Raw genomic sequence first — 21,160 nt, 5'->3', positions numbered from 1 at the left:
AGGATGACCCAGCAGAGGACGCTCGTCGGGGGCTCAGGCCAACCTCCCGTGGGGCCCGCCACCAGCGCCGGCCACGTCCTCCAGCTCCTGCGCTCAAGCCCGGCCGGATACAGCCGGGCGGACCTGCTGGATATCACGGGAATGGCCCGGTCCACCCTTTATGAGCGGCTGGACGCTCTCTTCGCTGCGGGCCTGGTCTATGAATCCACGCCGCTGCGCTCCCAGCGCGGCAGGCCGCCCCGGGCCCTCCGCTTCGATGACCGCAACAAGCTGGTCCTGGCGATCGAGATCGGGCACACCCACGCCAGCATCCACCTCCTGTCCCTGGGCCGGGATATCGTGGCCTCCGCCCGGCTGCCCATCAAGATCAGCCAGCCCCAGGAAGGCGTGGCCGGCACTGTCATTGAGGAGTCCCTGCGGCTCCTCGACGGGCGGCAGCCGGTAGGAGCAGGGGTGGGGCTGCCGGCCCCGGTGGACCCCCTCCACCGGCTGGGCCTGGAACGCACCGTCCTGGCCCACTGGGACCTGCAGCGCCTGCAGGACGTCATGGAGGCGAGGCTGGACTGCCCGGTCCTGCTGGAAAATGACGCCCGCTCGATGGCGGTCGGCGAGGTCCGGGAGCCGCTCGAGTCCCTCGTGGCAGTGAAGGTCAGCACCGGCGTCGGCTCCGGCATCATTGTGCGGGGCGCCCTGGTCCGCGGCGCCCACGGTGCCGCCGGGGACATCGGGCACGTGCGGATTCCCGAGGCCGCGGGCCGCCGCTGCCGCTGCGGCAGGGACGGCTGCCTCGCGGCCGCGGCGTCAGGACGCGCGCTCCTCGCGAAACCGGAACTTGCCCGCTACGGCACCCTGCGCCAGCTCGTTGACGCGTGCGGCAGCGATCCCGCCGTGCACTCCGCGGTCACGGAAGCCGGACGGGTGCTGGGACGCGCGCTCGCAGCGACGGTGGGGACGCTGAATCCCGGCCGGATCGCCGTGGGCGGACTGGTGGGCGTGCTGCCGGATTTCCTGGGAGCCTGCCGGCAGCAGATCCTCGACGACGCCTTTGAACCGTCCCTGGTGGACCTTGAGGTTGTCTCCGCGGACAGCCGGACGGCCACGGCCGTCGGGTTGTGCAAGCTCGTGGAAGAGAGCCTTTACGCGCCGGAACGGGTGGAACAGCTGCTGGCGCAGCGGGCCGGCTGAGCAAAGTGCCACAGGGCAGCCTTGCCTTGCAGAAGCAGAGCCTTTCCACACTGGTGGCTCCCCCGGGCCGTCCCTAGACTCGGGCTATGACCACTTCATCGTTCAATGCGCTCCTGTCCACCCAGATCGGCAACGAGTTCACCGCGTCGCAGCAGTACATTGCCGTGGCCACCTGGTTCGCCAACCAGGACCTCCCCCAGCTGGCGCGCTACTTCTACCGCCAGTCCGTGGAGGAACGGAACCACGCCATGATGATGGTGCAGTACATGCTTGACCGGGACATCCCCTTCACCATTCCCGGCGTTCCGGCTGTCCGCAACGACTTCGCCTCCGTCACCGAGCCCCTGGCCCTGGCCTTGCAGCAGGAGAGGGAAGTCACCCGCAACATCGAGGACCTGTTCCGGGCCGCCCGCAGCGAAAACGATGCCCTGGGCGAGCAGTTCATGCTGTGGTTCCTGAAGGAGCAGGTGGAGGAAGTGGCGTCCATGACCACCCTGGTGAACATCGCAGAGCGCGCGGACAACCTGTTCGACATCGAAAACTTCATTGCCCGCGAAACCATCGGCGACGGCGGCCGGGACTCCTCCGCCCCCGAGGCTGCCGGCGGGGCGCTCTAACCCCCGCCCGGCCCAACTGGGTCGCAGCAGATGTCGGATTGAGCCGCCAAAAGAGCATCTGCTGCTACCTAGTTGGGTGGAGCAGGCGGTGGTGAGGTTGGGCACCAAACGAGCCCGACGCCGTCGCGCGTTGCTATTCTGGAAACCAAGGCTCCGCACCTGAGCCTCCGGACGACGGTTCAGTACCCGGAACGCGACAAGACTGGCCAAAGGATCTGCCATGTCGTGGTTAATACTTCTTCTCTCCGGTGCGCTCGAGGCCGTCTGGGCCGCATCCCTGCACCGCGCCTTCCAGGCTTCCGGGCGGCAGCGCCTCGCCCCGGCCGCACTTTTCCTGGTCTCCGTCGCCGCGAGCACGGGCGGCCTTGCCATCGCAATGCAGTCCATCCCCACCGGCACCGCCTACGCGGTCTGGGTTGGGGTGGGCGTGGTGCTGACCTCCGCCTACGCCATCGTCACCAAGGCGGAACGCCCGACGACGGCGCGCCTCCTCCTGCTGTCCGGCATCGCTGTGTGCGTGGTTGGCCTGAAGGTGGTGGCGTAATGCTGCGGCGATCACTTCCCTGGCTGGTGCTGCTGGCCTCGGCCGTCCTCGAAGCCGTGTGGGCCACCGCGCTGGGACTGTCCGACGGCTTCAGCCGGCCCGTCCCCACCCTTGTTTTCGCCGTGACGGCCACCCTGAGCATGCTGGGCCTGGGCTGGGCCATCCGCACCATCCCGCTGGGCAGCGCCTATGCCGTGTGGGTGGGCATCGGCGCCGCGCTGACGGTGGGCTGGGCGATGGCCACCGGCGTGGAGCCGTTCAGCGTGCTGAAGGTTGTGTTCATTGCCGGGATCGTTGGCTGCGCCGCCGGCCTTAAGGCGCTGCCGGCCGAAAGGGACCAGCCGGCTGCCGAACCTGCGCACCGCTGAGGGCGGGCAGTCTAGGCTTTTGACATGGACTCCCCCGAGATCGCCGCAGCTGTCGCCGGACTGCGCGATGCCTTGCGTAGCGCCCCGGGCGGCGGGCGGCGGATACTGCTGGGCATCGCGGGTGCGCCGGGCGCCGGCAAGTCCACGTTCGCTGCCTGGCTGCAGCAGCAGTTCGGGCCCGGGCAGGCGGTGGTGGTGCCCATGGACGGCTTCCACCTGGGCAACGCCATCATTAAAGGCACGCCGCTGCGGCAGCGCAAGGGTGCCGTCGACACGTTCGACGCCGGCGGGTACCTTTCGCTGCTGCGCCGGCTGGTGCGGCGGGACGAGGCAGTGGTCTACGCGCCGGAGTTCCGCCGCACCCTCGATGAACCTGTGGCGGCGTCCATCGCCATCCCCGCGGAAGTTTCCCTGGTGATCACGGAAGGCAACTACCTGTTGTTCGAGCAGGAACCCTGGAAGGACATCCGGGCGCAGCTGGACGAGGTCTGGTTTGTTGATGTTCCCCCAACGCTGCGGCTGAACCGGCTGGTGGAACGGCACATCTCGTTCGGAATGGAACGGGCCGCGGCGGAAGCCTGGGCAGCCGGCCCGGACCAGGCCAACGCCGCGCTGATCGAGGCCACCCGTCCGGCGGCCAGCAGGATTATTCCCTGGCACTAAGGGGTTGCCACTACCAACGGCATCTCGAAACAGCGCCGGTCATGGCGAAGAAACAGGAGAACTGATGGCACACGTGGTAAACCTCGGAGACGGACTCACCGTCAGCCCGCTCGGCTTCGGCGGCATGGCCCTGACGCCCGTGTACGGGGAGGTGGACCAGGAGGACGCGCTCCGCACGCTGCACCACGCCGTCGACTCCGGTGTCACCTTCATCGACACTGCGGACATCTACGGCGGGGGCAGCAACGAGGAACTGATCGCGCAGCTGCTGAAGGAGCGGCGGGACGAGGTCCAGCTGGCCACCAAGTTCGGGCTGGTGGGCACGCCGGCGGACGGCTACACGGACATCCGCGGCGACGCCGCCTACATCCGCCAGGCCGTGGACCGCAGCCTGCACCGGCTGGGCACAGACGTGATCGACCTTTACTACATGCACCGCCGCGACCTCCGCGTTCCCCTGACCGAAACCGTGGGGGCCATGGCGGAACTGGTGCAGCAGGGCAAGATCAGGCACCTGGGGCTGTCCGAAGTGACGGCCCGGGAGCTGTTGGAAGCCAGCGCCGTGCACCCCATCGCGGCGGTCCAGAGCGAGTGGTCCATCTGGAGCCGCGACGTGGAACGCAACGTCGTTCCTGCTGCTGCCGCCCTGGGAACCGGTTTCGTGCCGTACTCGCCGCTGGGCCGGGGATTCCTCACCGGCACCGTCGACGCCTCCAGCCTGGGCGAGAAGGACTTCCGCCGCCGGATCCCCCGGTTCGCCCCCGATGCTGCCGGGGCCAACCAGGCAGTGGTGGACACGGTCCAGGCCGTGGCGGACAGCCTGGGCGCGACACCCGCGCAGGTTGCGCTCGCCTGGCTGCTCGCCCAGGGCAGGAGGCTGGAGCTGCCCGTCGTCCCCATCCCCGGCACCCGCAAAGCCCACCGGATTGACGAGAACCTCGGCGCCCTGGACCTGGAACTGACCCCGGCGCACCTGGACGCGCTCGGCGAAGCGTCGGACGCCGTCGTCGGTTCCCGCTCAGCCGACCCCAGCTTTGTGTCCGAAGGGCGCGAATAAAGCATCACACGACGCCGAAGGGCGGCCCCGCAGGGGACCGCCCTTCGTCACGCGTCAGGTCAGGAGGCGGAACGTGCTTCCCGGACCAGCTCGGCACAGCGTTCGCCGATCATCATGGTGGTGATGTTGGGGTTCACGGTGGTCAGTTCCGGCATGACGGAGGCGTCAGCCACCCTCAGCCCGGTGACGCCCTTGACGCGCAGTTCGGGATCCAGCGGCGACATCCGGTCGTCGGCCGCGCCCATCCGGACCGTCCCGGCCGGGTGGTACACGGTGTTGTGGGTCTTCCGGACGTAGTCGGTGATCTCCTCATCACTCTGGATCTCCGGGCCGGGGTACAGCTCGGTTCCCACCCAGTCAGCCAGCGCCGGCTGCGCGGCAATTTCGCGGGCCTTCCGGATTCCGGCGATCATCACGCGCATGTCGTGGCCGTCCGGGTCGGTGAAGTAGCGGGGGTCCACCCTCGGCTTGTCCCGGAAATCCTTGCTGCGCAGTTTCACCGTCCCGCGGCTGCGGGCGTGCGTGACGTTGGGCGTGAGGCAGAAGCCGTTCTCCGTGGTGGGGAAACCCTGCCGCAGCGTGTGCATGTCGAACGGCACCGAGCCGTAGTGGAACATCAGGTCGGGACGGTCCAGGCCTTCCTCGGTGGTGGTGAAAATTCCTGCCTCCCACCACTGCGTGGACGTCTCCGTCATGGGCTGCCTGGCCTCCCACTGGATCACGCCTTCGGGGTGGTCCTGCAGGTGCTCGCCGACGCCCGGCGAGTCCACACGGACGGGGATGCCGAATTCCTCCAGCTGGGCGGCCGGGCCGATGCCAGAAAGCATCAGCAGCTTGGGGGAATCGATGGCTCCGGTGGAAACGATCACCTCGGCCCGCGCGGTGAGCTCATGCGTCCGGGAGAAAGCGTTGTCCACCACGGCAACGCCGGTGCAGCGGTTGGCGGCGTCGAAGGTGAGTTCCTTGGCCCGCAGCCCGGTCAGGAGCGTGAAGTTCCCGCGGTCCATGATCGGGTGGATGTAGGACACCGAGCTCGAGGACCGGGTACCGTCCGCACGGCGGTTGATCTGGAAGAATCCGGCGCCGTTGATCACCGTCTCACCGGTGTTGAAGTGCGCCTTGGGGATGCCGGACTGTTCGCAGGCTTCCAGCATGGCCCGGCCGGCGGGATCCGACGCCGGGACGTTCATCAGGTGCACCGGGCCGCTGTCGCCGTGGTGGGGCGCGTCGGGGCCGGCGTCCTGGTTGGTTTCCAGCTGCTTGAACAGCCGGAAGGCCAGGTCCGAGTTCCAGCCGGTGGCGCCGAACTTCTGCTCCCACTCGTCGATGTCCTCGCGGGGCGCCCAGAAGGCGATGCAGGAGTTGTGGCTGGAACAGCCGCCCATGACCTTGGCCCGGGCATGCCGCATGAAGGAGTTGCCGTTTTCCTGCTCCTCGATGGGGTAGTCCCAGTCGTAGCCGGATTCAAGCAGCTCCATCCAGCGGTCCAGCTGCAGGATCTCGGGAAGGTTCCGGTCATCGGGCCCGGCTTCCACCAGGGCAACCTCCACGGCCGGGTCCTCGCTCAGGCGGGATGCCACGGCGGCCCCGGCGGAGCCGCCGCCGATCACGATGTAGTCGAATTCCGTCTTTGCTGCCATGTGCCTTAGTTCCTCCCTGCAGGTGCGGCGGCGTGGTCCGCGAACCAGCCGGTGACCTGCGGATCGATGTTCTGGTAGACGTGCTTGGCTTCCTGGTACTCGGCCAGGCCGGTGGGCCCCAGTTCGCGGCCGACGCCGGACTGGCCGAACCCGCCCCATTCCGCCTGCGGCAGGTAGGGGTGGAAATCGTTGATCCAGATGGTGCCGTGGCGCAGCGCCCGGGCCACCCGCTGCGACTTGCCCGCATCCTGGGACCAGACGGCACCGGCCAGGCCATAGTGGGTGTCGTTGCCGAGTTTCACGGCTTCCGCCTCGGTGGTGAAGGTTTCCACGGTGACCACGGGGCCGAATGCCTCGTCCACCACCACGGACATGCCGCTCTTGACCCGGTCCAGGACGGTGGGCAGGTAGTAGAAGCCCTTCTCCAGCTCCCCTTCGCCCCAGGCGCCGCCGCAGCGCAGCCGGGCGCCCTCGGCGATGCCCTTCTCCACGTAGGCGGTGACCTTGTCGCGGTGGGCGGCGGAAATCAGCGGGCCGGTCTCGGCGTCCGGGTCGAACGGGCCGCCGAGGCGGATCTGCTCCGCGCGGCGCACCAGTTCATCCACGAACTTCTCCGCGATGGACTCCTCCACAATCAGCCGGGCGCCGGCCGAGCAGACCTGGCCGGAATGGACGAATGCGGCGTTGAGGGCGTTGTCCAGGGCGGCGTCGAAATCGGCGTCCGCGAAGACGATGTTGGGGTTCTTGCCGCCCAGCTCCAGCGCCACCTTCTTGACCGACGCTGCCGCCGAGGCGGCGATGGCCTTGCCAGTTTCCAGGCCGCCGGTGAAGGACACCAGGTCCACCTCCGGATGGCCGGAAAGGACGGGGCCCACGGTCCTGCCGTCGCCCAGCACAAGGTTCGCGACGCCGTCGGGCAGTCCCAGCTCCGCGAGGACCTCCATCATCAGGATGGAGGTGTGCGGCGTCAGTTCGCTGGGCTTGAGGACGAAGCTGCAGCCCGCGGCGAGCGCGGGTGCGATCTTCCAGGCGGCCTGCAGCAGCGGGTAGTTCCATGGGGCGATCAGCGAGCACACGCCGACGGGCTCGTATTCGATCCGGCTCACCACCGTGGCGCTGCCGGCATCCACCACGCGGCCTGAATCCTGGCCGGCCAGCTTGCCGAAGTATTCAAAGCAGTTGGCGATGTCGTCCATGTCGGTTTCGCTTTCCACCAGGCGCTTGCCGGTGTCCAGCGTCTCGGCGCGGGCAAACTCGTCCTTGCGCTCCCGCAGCCGGTTGGCGACGCTGATCAGGAAGGTGCCCCGCTCCAGCGCTGATTTCCCGGACCAGGCGCCGGAGTCGAAGGCTGCCCTCGCCGCCTCCACGGCACGGTCCGCATCCGCGGCGGTCCCCTCCGAGACAGACCCCACCAGTTCGCCGTCGGCCGGGCAATGGATGTCCCGGGTGCCGCCGTCGGACGCTGCGGTCCAGCTGCCGCCGATGTAAAGCGTTGCCGTGCTCATTTCGTTTCCTCCTGCATATCGAAGTCGGATTCCCAATTGTCTTTTGCCACCTGGTCCTCAACCAGGACGGTATTTCCGGGCGCTGCACGGTTCAGGTGCAGGAATTCAAGGTGCTGTTCGTAGTGGTCCAGGACGTCCGTGATGACCTGTTCCTTGGTGTAGCCCATGAGGTCGTAGCCGTAGCTGCCCTCCTGGGAGAACACCTCCATGCGGTAGTAGTGGTCGTCCGGATCAGCCCTGCGCGTGGCATAGCTGGGCGTCTCGTACTGCACCGGGTAGATCTGGTATTTGAAGGCCCGCTCCTCGCCCATGGGCAGCTGCAGGTCGATGCTGCGGATGCCGCAGGGTTCCACGGTGGTCACTGTCAGTGCCGTCTCCGCACCCTGCGCTTTGAGTTCGGCTTCGACTTCCTGCAGTGCCGGGACGGCCACCGTTTCAGCGAACCGGACGGTCTGCCTCCGCCCTGGGTAGCTCATGGCGCGGCTGAGCCGTTGCCGCCAGGTGCGTCCTCCGCGCAGGTCGCTGGAGCGGCCCGTGATGATGCCGGGCAGGCTGGCGCGGTAGCTGTCGTTGAGCGAGTTCTCCACCCGGAGGGCCTTGTAGAGGCCCAGCATGATGAACACCAGCAGCAGGGACAGGGGAAGGCCCATGACGATCGTGGCATTCTGCAGCGTGGTGACCCCGCCGACCGTGAGCATGGCCAGGGTCAGCAGCCCGGTGGCCACAGCCCAGAACACGCGCATCCACTCTGGCCCGTCGGAATCCGCGTCCTTCAGGTGGGAGGTGAAGTTGGACATCACCAGAGCGCCGGAGTCCGCCGATGTCACATAGAACAGCAGCCCCGTGAATGTTGCTACGGCCGCTGTGAGGGGGACAGCCGGGTACTCAGCCAGGAGGCTGTAGAACCCACGCTCCGGATGGCTCATGGCAGCGTCGCCGAAGGCCATGTTGCCGCCCATGACCAGCTCAAGGCTGGAGTTTCCGAAGATGGAGATCCACAGCACGATGAAGAGGAAGGGGACCGTCATGGTGCCCAGCACAAACTCCCGGATGGTGCGGCCGCGGGAGATGCGGGCCAGGAACAGGCCCACGAAGGGCGCCCACGCAATCCACCACGCCCAGAAGAACAGGGTCCACGCGTTCATCCACTCTGTGGGCTTGTCATAGGCAAACGTGTCCAGGGTCATGGCGGGGAAACGGCTCACCACGTCACCGATGTTCTGGACGATCCCGTCCAGCAGGAAGTTCGTCTTGCCGGTGGCGAGGATGAACAGCATCAGGGCCACGGCCAGGATCACGTTGAGTTCCGAGAGCCGCCGGATGCCCTTTTCCACGCCTGACACCACGGACACAGTGGCCATCACCACGGACAGGGCGATCAGGCCGATCTGCACGGCAAGGTTCTCCGGAATGCCGAACATGAAGTTGAGCCCGTAGTTGAGCTGCACGACGCCGATGCCCAGTGAGGTGGCGATGCCAAAGATGGTGCCGAGCAGCGCGGCGATATCCACCGCATGCCCCATCGGGCCTTCGATCCTCTTCCCGAAGATGGGGTACAGCGCCGACCTGATGCTCAGCGGCAGGTTGTGGCGGTAGGAGAAGTACCCCAGCGCCAGCCCCATCAGGGCATACAGGGCCCAGCCCGTGATGCCGTAGTGGAACAGCGTCCACACCAAAGCCTGCCGTGCGGCCTCGGCGGTTCCGCCCTCCCCTTGCGGGGGCGCCAGGTACTGGCTGACGGGCTCGGAAACGGAGAAGAACATCAGGTCGATGCCGATTCCCGCCGCGAACAGCATGGCCGCCCAGGTGAACATTCCGAACTGCGGTTTGGAATGGTCCGGGCCCAGCTTGGTCCTGCCCACCCGGGACACTGCCGCGAACAGGACAAAGACCACCACCGCAGTGACGATCAGGAAGTAGTACCAGCCCATGTTGGTGGACACCGAGCCCACCATGGATCCGATCACGGCTTCTGCGTTGTCTTTGGCAACAATGGCCCACACGGCGATGCCGAGCACCCCGAAAGCCGAGCCGAAGAACACGGCCTTGTTCACCCGGGTGGTGGCTTCGGGGCCTGCGTCGGCGGCCCGCGTGTTCTTCCCGGCGGGTGGTTGCTGCGACTTTGGATCAGCGTTTTTCGTTCCCGCGGTGGCCGCGGGTGGCGTTGCATTATGGCTCATCGTGTCCCATTCCAGTTTTGAGGCTGTGGTGCGGACGACGTCGGCTCATTGGCTTTCGGACACCGCCGAAAGACCCCAGCCCGCACCATGAGTGACTGTGGCTTGGTTTTCGACGCTACCAAGCCGTTTCCCGAAGGGCCGACTTTTATGAGTCCGGTCACTAGTCCAGACTGAAGCCCATGGACTCACTCATTCACGGCCTCCGTGACATCACCATCCGCCGGATTTCGGTCAGCGAGATGGACAACAACGTGTACCTGCTGACTGCCAAGGCCAGCGGCGAACAGGTGCTGATCGACGCCGCGGATGATGCGCCCGCCATCCGGCAGCTGCTGGCAGACGGTGCTGCGGACACGTCCGCGGCCCCGCGGCTGGGGCTGATCGCCACCACGCACCAGCACTGGGACCACGTCCGGGCGCTGAAGGAGCTCGCGGAGGCCACCGGGGCCCCCACCGCTGCAGGAACGGACGACGCCGGCGCGCTGCCGGTTGCGGTGGACCGGAACCTGGAGCACGGGGATACGGTCGCCGTGGACGGGTTTTCGCTGACGGCGGTCCACCTGCGCGGTCACACGCCCGGCTCGATTGCCTTTGTTTACGAAGCCCCGGAAGGACCCGTGCACATCTTCTCCGGTGATTCGCTGTTCCCCGGGGGTGTGGGCAACACCCAGAAGGACCCGGAGCGGTTCAACCAGCTCCTCACCGATGTGAGCGAGCGGTTGTTCGGGGCCTACCCGGATGACTCCGTGGTGCACCCGGGCCATGGCAAGCCGACAACCCTGGGCGCCGAGCGGCCTTACCTTGAGGAGTGGCGCGCCCGCGGCTGGTAGCTGTTAAACGCATCGAGTGCTCCGTAGTTGTCCTTATGACGCGTCTAAAGGACAACTACGGAGCACTCGATGTGGGAACTAGTGGGTATTAGCGGCTGCGCCGTTCGTTGGACGCCGGGGCCGATGCGCGGCGGGGTCCGCTGCGGGCGGGACGGCCGGAGCCGCCGCCGTTGCCGGCGTAGGATCCGCCGGAGGTGCCACCGGTGTTGGAGGACCAGACGGCCTTGTTGCCGCCGCCGGCCGAAGCTGCACCGGCGGAGCGGGCGCCACCGGTCCGGGCACCTGCACCTGCTGCTGCACGCTGGCCCGTTGCCGGGCGGCCGCTGCGCTGGCCGCCGGAAGCAGCCGGACGGCCTGAGGAAGCCGGCCTTCCGGTGCCGCCACGCGGGGCGTCGCTGCGGGTGACGCGTGACTCTGCACGTCCGTCCGAACCGCGGCCGGCCGATGCACGGCCACCTGCCGCGGGGACGTCGTTGCGGTGCGTGGAGGCCGTGCCGCGTCCGCGGTTGTTGCGGCGTGCAGCTGCTGCTGCCACTGCGCGGTCCTCGTTCTGCTCAGACACCCGGTCGAAGGCAGCCCGGGCTTCGGTCCGGCCCTCGAAAGCGACGGCACGGCGCTCTGCGCGGGGAATGTCGGTGCGGGTGGGCTCAGCCGAAACCCGGCCGCGTCCACCGCGTCCGCCACGTCCACCTGCAGTGGGCGCGGCCTGGCGGCGGGCCCGCTTGCGCTCGGCGTTGGCACCGGTGGAGGTGCCGCCGCCCTGCTGTGCGGCCTTCTTGGCCAGCAGCGCTGCGCGGGTGCGCGGATCGATCTTCTCGGCCATTTCGCCCACCAGCTCTGCAACCAGCGGGGAGTTGGCGGTGACGCGCTCGAAGTTGACCTCCACGCCGGCGGCCTTCATCAGCTTCTTCACGTCGGTCTGCTGCTCCGGGAGCGTCAGCGTGACCACGGTGCCGTCGGAACCGGCGCGGGCGGTACGGCCCGAGCGGTGCAGGTACGCCTTGTGCTCGGTGGGCGGGTCGACGTGGATAACCAGTTCGACGTCGTCCACGTGCACGCCGCGGGCTGCGACGTCGGTGGCCACCAGGACGCGGACGTCACCGGAGGAGAACTCGGCCAGGTTGCGGTCGCGGGCGTTCTGCGACAGGTTGCCGTGCAGGTCGACGGCGGGGATGCCGGCGTCGGTCAGGGTCTTGGCGAGCTTGCGGGCGTGGTGCTTGGTCCGCATGAAAAGTACGCGGCGGCCTGCACCGGAGGCAAGCTCAACGATTAGCTGCTTCTTGACGGTCTGGTCGTTGACCACCAGCACGTGGTGCTCCATGGTGGTGACCGCGGCCTGCGGATCGTCCACGGAGTGGGTCAGCGGGTTGGACAGGTAGCGCTGGACGATCTTGTCCACGCCGTTGTCCAGGGTTGCGGAGAAGAGCAGGCGCTGGCCCTGGCTGGGGGTCATGTCCATGAGCTTCTTCACCACGGGCAGGAAGCCGAGGTCGGCCATGTGGTCCGCCTCGTCCAGGACCGTAATTTCCACGGCCTCAAGTGTGAGGACGCGCTGGCGGATCAGGTCCTCAAGGCGGCCGGGGCAGGCGATGACGATGTCGACGCCGGCACGCAGCGCCTTTTCCTGGCGCGCCTGGGAGATGCCGCCGTAGATCACGGTGGTGTTCAGGCCGGCGGCCTTGGCCAGCGGCTCGATGGTGGCGTTGATCTGGGTTGCCAGCTCACGGGTGGGTGCCAGGACCAGGCCCATGGGGCGTCCGGGCTTGCGGAAGTGCTTGGCTTCCCGCTCAGCGAGTCTTGCTACAAGCGGGATGGCGAAAGCGATGGTTTTACCGGATCCGGTCCGGCCGCGGCCCAGGACGTCACGCCCGGACAGCGTGTCCGGGAGGGTCTTGACCTGGATGGGGAACGGTTCAACGATTCCCTGTGCGGTGAGGGTGTCTGCAAGGGCCTTGGGTGTACCGAGGGCAGAAAAAGTAGTCATGTATTTATACGGTCTTTCAGGCGGTATCCAGGCGGATATCGGCCCCCGATGCCGGTTGGACCAGGGGTTCGCCGAAGAAAAGTCAGGTGATCAACCGGGCCGCTGCAAATTTTGGCAGTCAGCCGGGACCAAATGGAACGCGTTCATCGACGCAGGATGTGCCTCTCACATGAAAAAAGCCCAGTCCCTGGCTGGAGGTGTACCTCCGAACAGGAAAACCTGGGCATCACTGCACATCAAGTTCCACCAGTCTAGCATCCCGCCGCCGGCAGGTTTCCCCCGCCCCTCCCCGTTGCCTTGAATGGCACCGCGGGGCAGGCTTGGGGCATGAGCGAAAACGCGGCCCACCAGCATGACACGCAGCATCACCCGCACGACGGCGGCCCCGGCCTTTCCGGCGGCACGCTTGCCGGGGGCACGGCGACAGGCGGCGCAGCGGACGCCGCTGCCACCTGGGATGAGCGGTACCGGAGCAAACCCCAGATGTGGAGCGGCAAACCCAACCCGCAGCTGGTCCGGGAGGCCGGGGGCCTGCGGCCGGGAAAGGCGCTGGACCTGGGCTGCGGTGAGGGCGCGGATGCCATCTGGCTCGCCCAGCAGGGCTGGACCGTCACCGCCGTCGACGTTTCCGCGGTGGCGCTGGACCGGGCCCGCTCGCACGAGAAGGCGGCGTTGGCCCGGGAAGCCGTCCACGCCGCGGATGCCGCCATCGCGAGCCGGATCACCTGGCAGCAGGCGGACCTGGAGCAGTGGCAGCCCGGGGCGTCCTTCGACCTGGTGACAGCGCAGTTCCTGCACTCCCAGGAGCTCGCCTGGCAGGGCCCGCTGCGCACGGCTGCGTCAGCGGTCAAGCCCGGCGGAACGCTGCTGGTGGTGGGCCACCACCCGGACCGGCTGCCGCCGTGGGGCGGTGCCGGGCACCACCACCGGGAGATGTTCTACACCGGCGATGAACTGGTCCAGGAACTGGGACTGGAGGGACCGGAGTGGCAGCTGGAGGTCCAGACCAGCCGGGAACGGCCGGTGACGGGACCGGAGGGCCAGCACGCAACCATCGCCGACGTGGTGGTGCGCGCAACCCGGCTCCCCTGACCCCCTATGGAGTTTTTGTCCGGATAGGCAGGGTTCCAGGCCTGACTCCCTGCATATCTGGACAAAATCTCAGGGGGTTTTGGCGGCGGTGACGCGGGGCGCCACGGCGGCCGCGGCTGCGGCGAGCACGGCGGCAAGGCCAAAGACCCCGGCGAAGGAACCCGCCGTCGTCGTAAAGGCCGCGAAGACGATGCCCGTGATGGCCAGTGCCAGCGCCCCGCCCAGGGAATCCGCAATGGACATGGCGGAGCTGTTGAAGCCCTCGTTCTCCTTGGTGGACAGTGCCAGGGTCATCACGCTGAGCCGCGGATACAGCAGCCCCATGCCTCCGCCGGCGGAGATCCAGCCTGCGATGGCGATGGCGGCCGGCCAGTTGAGCGCTGCCGTTGCCAGGGCCAGGACCACCGCTCCGAGGACCATGAGCGCCCCAATGCCCACGGCGCGGCGGTGCGGCAGCCTGGCACCCAGCCTGCCCTGGACGGCTGACGCGCCTGCCCAGGACAGTGCCCCGGCGGTGAGGGTCAGGCCCGCGAAGGTGGGCGGGAAGGCGTACTGCTCGATCAGCAGGTAGGGCAGGTAGACCTCGGCGCCGAAGAACCCGGCCGAGGCGAGCCCGCGGGTAAGGATGACGCTGGGCAGTCCGCGCCGGGCAGTGAGGGTGCCACGGGGAACCAGTGGCCGGACTGCCAGCAGCGCCACGCCCACGGCCGCGACGGCGAGGGCGCCTGCAACTGCGGGAATGCCGGGAACGCGAACCCCGGCAGACAGGTTGAGCCCGAGCACCGCGGCGGCGGCCAGCGCCGCCCACGCCAGCCGGCCCACCGCCCACGGCGTGGAGGGCTGTGCGGCGGGTTTACTGTCCAGCCTTTTGAGGACAGGTGCGATCATCAGCAGCGCCGGGATGACCAGGCCCACCACGCCCAGGAACACCCAGTGCCAGCTGAAGACCTGCGCCACGATGCCGGCGGCGAACGGGCCCACGAGGGACGGGATCACCCACGCGGCGGAGAACGCCGCGAAGATCTTCGGATGCAGCGCGCCGGGATAGATGCGGGCCACCAGCACATACAGCGAGACGGTCAGGGCTCCCCCGCCGAGGCCCTGCACCAGGCGGCCTGCCACGAGCGCCGGCATCGATACAGCGGTTCCCGCGATCAGCAGTCCCAGCACAAACAACGCGACGGAGGTGTAGAGCGGGGCCGTGGGTCCGCGCCAGTCGGACCAGTTTCCGGCCGCAACCATGCCGATCACCCCAGTTGCCAGCGGACCGGCGAAGGCGAGGGCGTAGAGTGCCGCGCCGTCGAGTTCGCGGCTGACGAGGGGCATGATGGTGGTGACGGCAAGGGATTCGAACGCGGCCAGGAACACCAGGGCGCACGTCCCTACGGTCACCCAGAGGTACGGGCCGGCAAGAATGCCTGACGCCGGACGGGTGGCTGGAACAACGGGATCCTGCACCTGGTCCCTCAGCTGACGTACCGGTTGCGGCCGGCGCGGTACCCGAAGATCCCCGCCAGCAGGCCGACCACCAGGAACAGGACTCCTGCGGCGGTGAAGGACCCGGTGGCCTGGTGCAACTGGCCCACCATCAGTGTCCCGGTGGAGCCCAGCCCGTAGCCCACGCCCTGCATCATGCCGGACAGGTGCGCCGCAGTGTGCCCGTCGCGGGTCCGGAGCATGATCATGGTGAGGGCGACGGCGGTGAGGCTTCCCTGGCCAAGGCCCAGAAGCCCCGCCCACACCCAGACCAGGTCAAGGGGACCGAAGATGCTCAGGGCGAAGCCGCCGCCGGTCATCAGGGCCACCACGGTGTTGATGGCCCGTTGATCGTGGAACCTGGCTGCGAGCGCGGGCGCGAACAGCGAGCCGAGCATCTGCAGGACGATGCACATGGAGACGATCAGCCCCGCCGTGGCCCCGTCCACGCCCCGTTCCCGCAGGATCGGGGCCAGCCAGGCGAAGACGCTGAAGGACATCATGGCCTGCAGCACCATAAAGATGGTCACCTGCCAGGCCACCGCAGAGCGCCACACGTTGACGCCGTCCCTGACGGCCTGGTGCTGGATGCGGGGCTGGCGGAGTGCCACCGGAAGGAAGAGCAAAAGTACGACGGCGGCAGGCGCCGCCCAGAACCACAGCGCCAGGGTCCACTCCCCCGAGGCCGTGTACAGCGGGTAGGTGAAGCCCGCCCCGAGTGCTGCCGAGGCGCAGATGGCCGTGGTGTAGAGCCCTCCCATCAGGCCCAGCCGGTGCGGGAAGTCGCGCTTGACCAGGCCGGGCAGCAGGACGTTGCACAGGGCGATGGCGGCGCCGCATGCGGCTGTCCCGGCGAGCAGCGCGGGCAAGTGGCTGGGACCGGGCAGCTCAACCGGGCGCAGCAGCAGTCCGGCCGTGAGTACTGCCATGGCGCCGAGGAGCACGCGCTCAGCGCCGAACCGCCTGGCCAGGACCGGGGCAAGGGGCGCGAACACGCCCAGCAGGGTAACGGGAACCGTGGTCAGCACCACCACGGCCCAGCCGGGGAGTGCGGCCTGGGCCGTCACCTCAGGCAGGACCGCCGAAAAGCTGGAGAAGACTGTGCGCAGGTTCAGTCCTATCAGGACCAGGCACAGCCCCAGGTAGGCGAGCTGCCGCCGGCTCCCAACGTGGGTGGGCCCGGGTACAGGCGACTCATCAACCTCGGCATCCACCAGGGTGCCTGCCGGCTCGCTCGCCGCAGGTTCAACAGTCCGCTGCTTCCTTGCCCCGGCGTTCGTCGCTTCCCTCACCCGCCCATTCTTGCAGGACTTGTTTCCCCGGTTATCCACATGCGGGCTGCGACATCTTCCGGCTCCTCCGCTGCCTCCATACGTTGGAGCTGCAGTTGTGCGCAGGCAAACCAGCCGGTTGCGTCGTCAGCCATCAGCCACTAAGAGCACGAGGAGAGCAATGGGTGTTCCCCCACCAAATGAGCCACCGGAGAAACGGACGGCGCAGCACGAGTCGCTTCGTAAACCGGAAGCCCATGAAGCTTTCGAAGACCGCAACGTCCGCGGGGCAACAGCCAGCCTGATCTTGGCCATTCTTGCCTTGGCCAGCATGGTTATCACCGCCCCACTGGCCATGTTCGCGATGCTTGCCACCTATCCCTCAGAGGGGCCGTCGGAGATGCCTTGGGTGACCCCCTTGGTGTTCTTCAGCCTGCCGCTCCTTTTTGCTGTACCGTCCCTGGCTTTGGCGATACATGTCATCAATCGCTCACCTGAGTCATCGCCTGACCGGCCGTCGGCGGCTGCCGCCTTATGCATTGCCGGTTTAGTCGTGGCCCTTGCTTTGGGTCCTGCGCTTGACCTGCTGGGGAACCTGTAAGTGAAGCTCCTCTCCTGCGCCGCTATTCTGGAAGGGATGAGCGAATCCCCAGAAAACCCCCAGCAGCCGCATGTCCCGAGGCCCGTCACGCCCGGAACGCAGGCTTCCTTCGGCACGTATGGCGGGCGGCCGGTGAGCTTTGTCCGCCGCGGCACCCGCCTGCAGGGCCGGCGGCAGGCGGCATGGGAGGAGCACGCGGAGCGGTGGGCTGTGGACGTCCCGCGGCACGTTGCCAACACCTCCGTCCACCCGGATTACACCTTCGACGCCGAAGCAGAGTTTGGGCGCACGGCCCCCCTCATTGTGGAGATCGGCTCCGGCCTGGGCGATGCCGTGTGCCATGCCGCCGAGCAGAACCCGGACACCGACTTCCTGGCGGTGGAGGTCTACACCCCGGGCCTGGCCAACACCATCATCAAGCTCAACAGCCGCGGACTCAGCAACGTCCGGGTGGTTGAGGCCAATGCCCCGGAGGTTCTGGCCACCATGCTCCCGCCCGGATCGGTCAGTGAGCTCTGGGTCTTCTTCCCCGACCCGTGGCACAAGTCCCGGCACCACAAGCGCCGCCTCATCCAGCCCGAGTTCGCGGACCTTGCAGCGAGGGCGCTGAAGCCGGGCGGGTTGTGGCGGATTGCCACCGACTGGTCAAACTATGCCGTCCATGTCCGTGACGTCCTGGCGGACTCCAAGGATTTCGAAAACCTCCACACCGGCGAGCGCCGCGGGCCGGAAAGCCCCCTGACGCAGGTGTGGCAGTCCGGCGTCGAGTCCGTGGTGGGCGGGGCACCGGTCAGGGAGGGCCGGGCTCCGGTCAGCACAGCGCACACAGGACCCAACGAGGGCATCGACGAAACGGGAGGCTGGGCACCCCGCTTCGAAGGAAGGATCCGGACCAGTTTCGAGGCGAAGGCCCATGAAGCCGGGCGGCTGATCTTCGACCTCTGCTACCGCCGGCGCTGACCAGCATCAGGGGCAGGCAGCAGGCAGCAGGCAGGGTCAACGACCCAGCCAGCAGCCAGGGTCAGGCGACGCTGATGGCGGCCACAATCTCCTTCAACATGCCGAGCCTCGGTTCAATGGACGGGTCCGTAGAGGGCCAGATGACCACCACGCCGATGAACCGCCCGTTCTCCCAGACGCCCACTGTGGCTGCAACCTTCGCCGAACCCCCGGCGTCGTTGTAGCCCACCACCACGGCGTAAGCAGCTTTCCCCGGAAGGTTCAGTTCGCCCTCGGCCAGGAGGGAGCCGCCCCGCTCTTCCCGGTAGAACTCGGACATAAGGTGCGCCCACCCGTTCGCCTGCGGGGCACCCTGCACGGAGGCATCGTCCTTGATGACGGTCACCAGGACGTCGCCCAGGAGTCCGTACTGCTCGGTGTTGGGCCCGGCGGTGGAATCTTCCAGGACCTGGGTGTGCTCGGGAAATTCTGCGGTGAACCCCAGCGGGGATTCGATGTGCACTGACATGGGTCACAGCCTCTCGAGCTTGGTGTCGTTGGGCACCTTATAGTACGTGGACACGTTGGTGGTGGCCTGGTGTTCGGTCTTGACCTCCACCTCGCCCACCTTCACGTCAAGGCCCGCCTCATGGGAGGCGGTGACAACACTGTTGACCTGGACGGTGGCAGACCCGGCCTCGTAGAGCTTTGCCGCGTCCCGGGCCGCGCCGTAGTCATTGCCCAGGGCGACGTTCCGCAAATAGCTGTCGATGACGTCCCTGTTGTCCGGGGTGTAGTCGACGTTGATCTTCACGGTGCCCTGGCTGCCCACGCTGACGGAGGATTCCACCTTGGCCGCCTTGACGTCCGTGCCTGCCGTGACGCCCTGCGCTACCGTTCCGTCCATCGATACCGTCACCGAATCGATGTTGCTGTCCTTGTCCAGGCTGACCTGCAGCCCGCCCTTGCCGGAGGCCTCGAACACCCGGCCGTCCAGGTTGAGCTTGCCCTGCGCAGAAACCTCGCCGCCCGCCGTCGCGGTCCCGTCCGTCAGGTTTCGTTCGTAGGCCAGGTCCAGCTTCGCCGAGCCGGAAGCGGTGCCTGCCTCCCCCGTGGCCTCCAGGGACAGGGTGCCCTTGGCCTTGTCCGTCTGGCCGGTGGAGCCGTTGTCCCCGGCAGCCTCGTTGATGGTGTCCAGGATGTACCCCGGCGGGTTGCCGGCCACGTCCTTGATCTCGCCCACGTTGTCCGGCGGCAGGTCCCGGTACATCTGCTCCCGGGCCTCCATGGCCTCCTCCACGCTTCCGAACGTGTACTCGCGCGAAACCTCGCCGCTGAGCGTGACTCCCGCAGCGCCGGTGGTGTCATTCACCCCCAGGCCCATGTTCCCGTACACCTTCATGGTGGCGGAGCCGTCAGCGTTCTCCACCACTTCCGTGCCAACTTCGGCGCCGCCGTGGACCCATGCGACCCGCGCCTCGATGGACGCCGTGCCGGTCTCGGAGTAGACGGGGATGTCCGCCTTGGCCAGCTCCTGGAGGTGCTCCCTGGCCTGCTCCTGCACGGAGGCAGGGATCCCGCCGTCCATGCGCATGAGGTCGCGGGCAAACGGGCCGTCGTCGTTGCCGCCCTCAATCAGGTACCGCTGGTCAGCCGCGGAGAGGCTGTCCCACCAGGCGGCCTGCTCTTCCGGACCCGCCTCCAGCATGCGCTCCAGGTCCGACTGCAGCTCCCGGCGGTGTTCAGCGGCTGCTGCTGCGGCGGCTGCCTGTTCCGTCAGCCAGTCCCGGGCCTGGCCGGCCAGTGACGTGATCCGGTCCCAGGCGCTGTTTCCGCCGCTGCCGGCCGGGGACGATGATTTCTCCTGTTCATCAGCGTGCTGCAGCAGGATTCTGGAGTTCTCCCGCAGGCTGGACACCACCTTTTCCAGCCCTGGGCGGTGGTTCCCGCTCCACTCCTGCCGGAACCGGTCACCGTCGCTGCCCTTCCACGGCGCCGACTGGATCTGGCTGTGCAGTGAGCTTGCCTGGGTACTCAGCGATGACGCCGCCCTGTCGGCGGCCTTGGCCAGGGCCCGCAGCTGGCTGACGTCAGCGCCGTAAAAAGTCATGGTGTTCCCCCGGGAGATGTTCGCGGTGCGTGTTCAATCGCTGGTCCATATCGTTGCACGGCTGCCACGGCCGGGCGATGGGGATCCCTCCCCATCGCCCCGTGTCACAGGCAACCGGGCAGTCGCCAGGCCGGGGCGCAGCCGCCGCGGCCAGGCCGCAGGCGGCGGCCACTGTCCCAGTACCGCCCGGGCGTGGCACGATTGCCCTAGTGTGCAGGGGCGCACACCGGAAGAGCATTTGCACAAAGGAACCGCCATCAAAAGAGAACTGAAGCAGGCCGCCGACGCGGCGGAGAACGTCACTAATTCGCGGACGCTGGAACTGCTGGCACGGGCCGGGTTCGCGGCCAGCGGGATCCTGCACCTGCTGGTGGGAGCAATCGCCATCCGGCTGGCGTTTGGCGGTACCGGGAACGCGGACTTCAGCGGCGCGGTGGCGGAGCTTGCCACCCAGCCGGCGGGGCCGTTCCTTCTCTGGGCAAGTTTCGCAGCCTGCGCTGCACTGGCGCTCTGGCAGGTCAGCGATGCCATCTTCGACTACAACCACCTGCCCGCCAAGGAAAAGGCCGGCAAGAAGGCCAAGGCTGGCGCCCAGGCGCTGGTGTTCGCCGGGCTGGCCCTGACCCTGATGTCCTTCGCCACGGGAACGGGCTCCGGCGGGGACAACCAAGAGACCGCCAGCGACCTAACCGTCGCGGTCATGAAGGCCCCGGGCGGCGTGGCCCTGCTGGTCCTGGTCGGTATCGGCATCGCGGTGGCCGGGGTGGTGTACGGCATCCGGGGGCTGAAGAAATCGTTCGAAAAGCACCTGGCCATGCCCGCATCCCCCTCGGCGCGGACCGCTGTGACCGTCCTTGGCGTCACCGGGTACGTGGCCAAGGGAACGGTGCTGCTGCTGACGGGCCTGCTGATCGCCATCGCCACCGTGCAGGCGCATCCGGAGGACTCAACCGGGCTCGACGGCGGGCTGCGGGCCCTGCGCGACCAGCCCTTCGGCATCTATCTCCTGGCCGCGGTGGGTGCCGGGCTGATCTGTTACGGCGTGTTCATGATGGTGCGGGCCAAGCTGGCCAAAATGAACCGCTAAATCGGTACCGC

Annotated in this window: 19 protein-coding genes and 1 riboswitch; of the genes, 11 read left to right on the top strand and 8 right to left on the bottom strand. The window is 67.8% G+C overall.

All coding sequences use genetic code 11. The features are described from left to right. Positions 1-3: 3 nt before the first annotated feature. The 6 genes from IEX33_RS14390 to IEX33_RS14365 all read left to right on the top strand — a co-directional run bounded on the left by IEX33_RS14390 (position 4) and on the right by IEX33_RS14365 (position 4,434). A complete protein-coding gene (locus IEX33_RS14390) occupies positions 4-1,185 on the top strand; it encodes an ROK family transcriptional regulator (RefSeq protein ID WP_188731282.1) in 1,182 nt (393 codons plus the stop codon). Between the two features lie 86 nt (positions 1,186-1,271). After that, complete coding sequence (locus IEX33_RS14385; protein WP_188731281.1) at positions 1,272-1,802, top strand: ferritin; 531 nt, start codon at positions 1,272-1,274, stop codon at positions 1,800-1,802. Between the two features lie 145 nt (positions 1,803-1,947). Further along, a riboswitch (guanidine-III (ykkC-III) riboswitch) is annotated at positions 1,948-2,013 on the top strand. Between the two features lie 9 nt (positions 2,014-2,022). After that, positions 2,023-2,346 (top strand): DMT family transporter, encoded by a 324-nt coding sequence (locus IEX33_RS14380; protein ID WP_188731279.1) that lies wholly within the window; start codon positions 2,023-2,025, stop codon positions 2,344-2,346. Further along, positions 2,346-2,714, top strand: coding sequence for a DMT family transporter (locus IEX33_RS14375; protein WP_188731276.1), 369 nt, complete (start codon positions 2,346-2,348; stop codon positions 2,712-2,714). The genes IEX33_RS14380 and IEX33_RS14375 overlap by 1 nt, the downstream gene beginning before the upstream one ends. 24 nt (positions 2,715-2,738) lie before the next feature. Further along, positions 2,739-3,377: a nucleoside/nucleotide kinase family protein gene (locus tag IEX33_RS14370; protein ID WP_188731274.1), complete on the top strand. Its 639-nt coding sequence runs from the start codon at positions 2,739-2,741 to the stop codon at positions 3,375-3,377. Positions 3,378-3,441: 64 nt separating this feature from the next. Continuing rightward, positions 3,442-4,434 (top strand): aldo/keto reductase, encoded by a 993-nt coding sequence (locus IEX33_RS14365; protein ID WP_188731272.1) that lies wholly within the window; start codon positions 3,442-3,444, stop codon positions 4,432-4,434. Between the two features lie 59 nt (positions 4,435-4,493). On the opposite strand, the gene IEX33_RS14360 is transcribed toward IEX33_RS14365, so the two are convergent. From IEX33_RS14360 to betT, 3 genes are read right to left on the bottom strand one after another with little or no spacing between them, the layout of a single operon-like run. Beyond that, positions 4,494-6,074 (bottom strand): GMC family oxidoreductase, encoded by a 1,581-nt coding sequence (locus IEX33_RS14360; RefSeq protein WP_188731270.1) that lies wholly within the window; start codon positions 6,072-6,074, stop codon positions 4,494-4,496. Positions 6,075-6,079: 5 nt separating this feature from the next. Next, entirely contained in the window at positions 6,080-7,579 is a 1,500-nt protein-coding gene (locus tag IEX33_RS14355; RefSeq protein WP_188731268.1) for an aldehyde dehydrogenase family protein, read from the bottom strand. Then, positions 7,576-9,759, bottom strand: coding sequence for a choline BCCT transporter BetT (gene betT, locus IEX33_RS14350; protein WP_229675395.1), 2,184 nt, complete (start codon positions 9,757-9,759; stop codon positions 7,576-7,578). Before betT ends, IEX33_RS14355 begins: the two co-directional genes overlap by 4 nt. Positions 9,760-9,938: 179 nt before the next feature. Between betT and IEX33_RS14345 the strand changes: the two genes are divergently transcribed. Next, positions 9,939-10,589 (top strand): MBL fold metallo-hydrolase, encoded by a 651-nt coding sequence (locus IEX33_RS14345; RefSeq protein ID WP_188731266.1) that lies wholly within the window; start codon positions 9,939-9,941, stop codon positions 10,587-10,589. Positions 10,590-10,677: 88 nt separating this feature from the next. On the opposite strand, the gene IEX33_RS14340 is transcribed toward IEX33_RS14345, so the two are convergent. Next, positions 10,678-12,573 (bottom strand): DEAD/DEAH box helicase, encoded by a 1,896-nt coding sequence (locus tag IEX33_RS14340; protein WP_188731264.1) that lies wholly within the window; start codon positions 12,571-12,573, stop codon positions 10,678-10,680. A 327-nt stretch (positions 12,574-12,900) separates the two neighbouring features. On the opposite strand from IEX33_RS14340, the gene IEX33_RS14335 reads away from it, so the two are divergent. Further along, complete coding sequence (locus IEX33_RS14335; protein ID WP_188731262.1) at positions 12,901-13,665, top strand: class I SAM-dependent methyltransferase; 765 nt, start codon at positions 12,901-12,903, stop codon at positions 13,663-13,665. 69 nt (positions 13,666-13,734) lie between these two features. On the opposite strand, the gene IEX33_RS14330 is transcribed toward IEX33_RS14335, so the two are convergent. Both IEX33_RS14330 and IEX33_RS14325 read right to left on the bottom strand, forming a co-directional pair. Then, positions 13,735-15,123 carry an MFS transporter gene (locus IEX33_RS14330; RefSeq protein ID WP_188731259.1) on the bottom strand — a complete coding sequence of 463 codons (1,389 nt, stop codon included), beginning with the start codon at positions 15,121-15,123 and terminating at the stop codon, positions 13,735-13,737. A gap of 8 nt (positions 15,124-15,131) precedes the next feature. Continuing rightward, a complete protein-coding gene (locus IEX33_RS14325) occupies positions 15,132-16,433 on the bottom strand; it encodes an MFS transporter (RefSeq protein WP_188731257.1) in 1,302 nt (433 codons plus the stop codon). Positions 16,434-16,593: 160 nt separating this feature from the next. Here IEX33_RS14325 and IEX33_RS14320 point away from each other — a divergent pair, with 160 nt between their 5' ends. Both IEX33_RS14320 and trmB read left to right on the top strand, forming a co-directional pair. After that, positions 16,594-17,013, top strand: coding sequence for a hypothetical protein (locus tag IEX33_RS14320; protein WP_188731255.1), 420 nt, complete (start codon positions 16,594-16,596; stop codon positions 17,011-17,013). Between the two features lie 36 nt (positions 17,014-17,049). Then, positions 17,050-17,973: a tRNA (guanosine(46)-N7)-methyltransferase TrmB gene (gene trmB / locus IEX33_RS14315; RefSeq protein ID WP_188731253.1), complete on the top strand. Its 924-nt coding sequence runs from the start codon at positions 17,050-17,052 to the stop codon at positions 17,971-17,973. A 61-nt stretch (positions 17,974-18,034) separates the two neighbouring features. On the opposite strand, the gene IEX33_RS14310 is transcribed toward trmB, so the two are convergent. Both IEX33_RS14310 and IEX33_RS14305 read right to left on the bottom strand, forming a co-directional pair. Next, positions 18,035-18,481, bottom strand: coding sequence for a hypothetical protein (locus tag IEX33_RS14310; RefSeq protein ID WP_188731251.1), 447 nt, complete (start codon positions 18,479-18,481; stop codon positions 18,035-18,037). A 3-nt stretch (positions 18,482-18,484) separates the two neighbouring features. Continuing rightward, positions 18,485-20,062, bottom strand: coding sequence for a fimbrial protein (locus tag IEX33_RS14305; RefSeq protein WP_188731249.1), 1,578 nt, complete (start codon positions 20,060-20,062; stop codon positions 18,485-18,487). A 238-nt stretch (positions 20,063-20,300) separates the two neighbouring features. Here IEX33_RS14305 and IEX33_RS14300 point away from each other — a divergent pair, with 238 nt between their 5' ends. Further along, positions 20,301-21,149 (top strand): DUF1206 domain-containing protein, encoded by an 849-nt coding sequence (locus tag IEX33_RS14300; RefSeq protein ID WP_188731247.1) that lies wholly within the window; start codon positions 20,301-20,303, stop codon positions 21,147-21,149. The last annotated feature ends 11 nt before the right edge of the window (positions 21,150-21,160 follow it).

It is taken from the genome of Pseudarthrobacter scleromae (assembly GCF_014644515.1).
Lineage (GTDB): Bacteria > Actinomycetota > Actinomycetes > Actinomycetales > Micrococcaceae > Arthrobacter > Arthrobacter scleromae.
This window is presented reverse-complemented; position numbering and strand designations above follow the sequence as displayed.

Excerpts from the sequence above, each read along its gene's own strand:
- IEX33_RS14360 (WP_188731270.1), bottom strand. The coding sequence starts at position 6,074 with ATGGCAGCAAAGACGGAATTCGACTACATCGTGATCGGCGGCGGCTCC.
- IEX33_RS14335 (WP_188731262.1), top strand. The coding sequence starts at position 12,901 with ATGAGCGAAAACGCGGCCCACCAGCATGACACGCAGCATCACCCGCAC.
- IEX33_RS14305 (WP_188731249.1), bottom strand. The coding sequence starts at position 20,062 with ATGACTTTTTACGGCGCTGACGTCAGCCAGCTGCGGGCCCTGGCCAAG.
- IEX33_RS14365 (WP_188731272.1), top strand. The coding sequence starts at position 3,442 with ATGGCACACGTGGTAAACCTCGGAGACGGACTCACCGTCAGCCCGCTC.
- IEX33_RS14390 (WP_188731282.1), top strand. The coding sequence starts at position 4 with ATGACCCAGCAGAGGACGCTCGTCGGGGGCTCAGGCCAACCTCCCGTG.
- IEX33_RS14340 (WP_188731264.1), bottom strand. The coding sequence starts at position 12,573 with ATGACTACTTTTTCTGCCCTCGGTACACCCAAGGCCCTTGCAGACACC.
- IEX33_RS14355 (WP_188731268.1), bottom strand. The coding sequence starts at position 7,579 with ATGAGCACGGCAACGCTTTACATCGGCGGCAGCTGGACCGCAGCGTCC.
- IEX33_RS14320 (WP_188731255.1), top strand. The coding sequence starts at position 16,594 with ATGGGTGTTCCCCCACCAAATGAGCCACCGGAGAAACGGACGGCGCAG.
- trmB (WP_188731253.1), top strand. The coding sequence starts at position 17,050 with ATGAGCGAATCCCCAGAAAACCCCCAGCAGCCGCATGTCCCGAGGCCC.
- IEX33_RS14370 (WP_188731274.1), top strand. The coding sequence starts at position 2,739 with ATGGACTCCCCCGAGATCGCCGCAGCTGTCGCCGGACTGCGCGATGCC.
- betT (WP_229675395.1), bottom strand. The coding sequence starts at position 9,759 with ATGAGCCATAATGCAACGCCACCCGCGGCCACCGCGGGAACGAAAAAC.
- IEX33_RS14380 (WP_188731279.1), top strand. The coding sequence starts at position 2,023 with ATGTCGTGGTTAATACTTCTTCTCTCCGGTGCGCTCGAGGCCGTCTGG.
- IEX33_RS14310 (WP_188731251.1), bottom strand. The coding sequence starts at position 18,481 with ATGTCAGTGCACATCGAATCCCCGCTGGGGTTCACCGCAGAATTTCCC.
- IEX33_RS14385 (WP_188731281.1), top strand. The coding sequence starts at position 1,272 with ATGACCACTTCATCGTTCAATGCGCTCCTGTCCACCCAGATCGGCAAC.
- IEX33_RS14375 (WP_188731276.1), top strand. The coding sequence starts at position 2,346 with ATGCTGCGGCGATCACTTCCCTGGCTGGTGCTGCTGGCCTCGGCCGTC.
- IEX33_RS14345 (WP_188731266.1), top strand. The coding sequence starts at position 9,939 with ATGGACTCACTCATTCACGGCCTCCGTGACATCACCATCCGCCGGATT.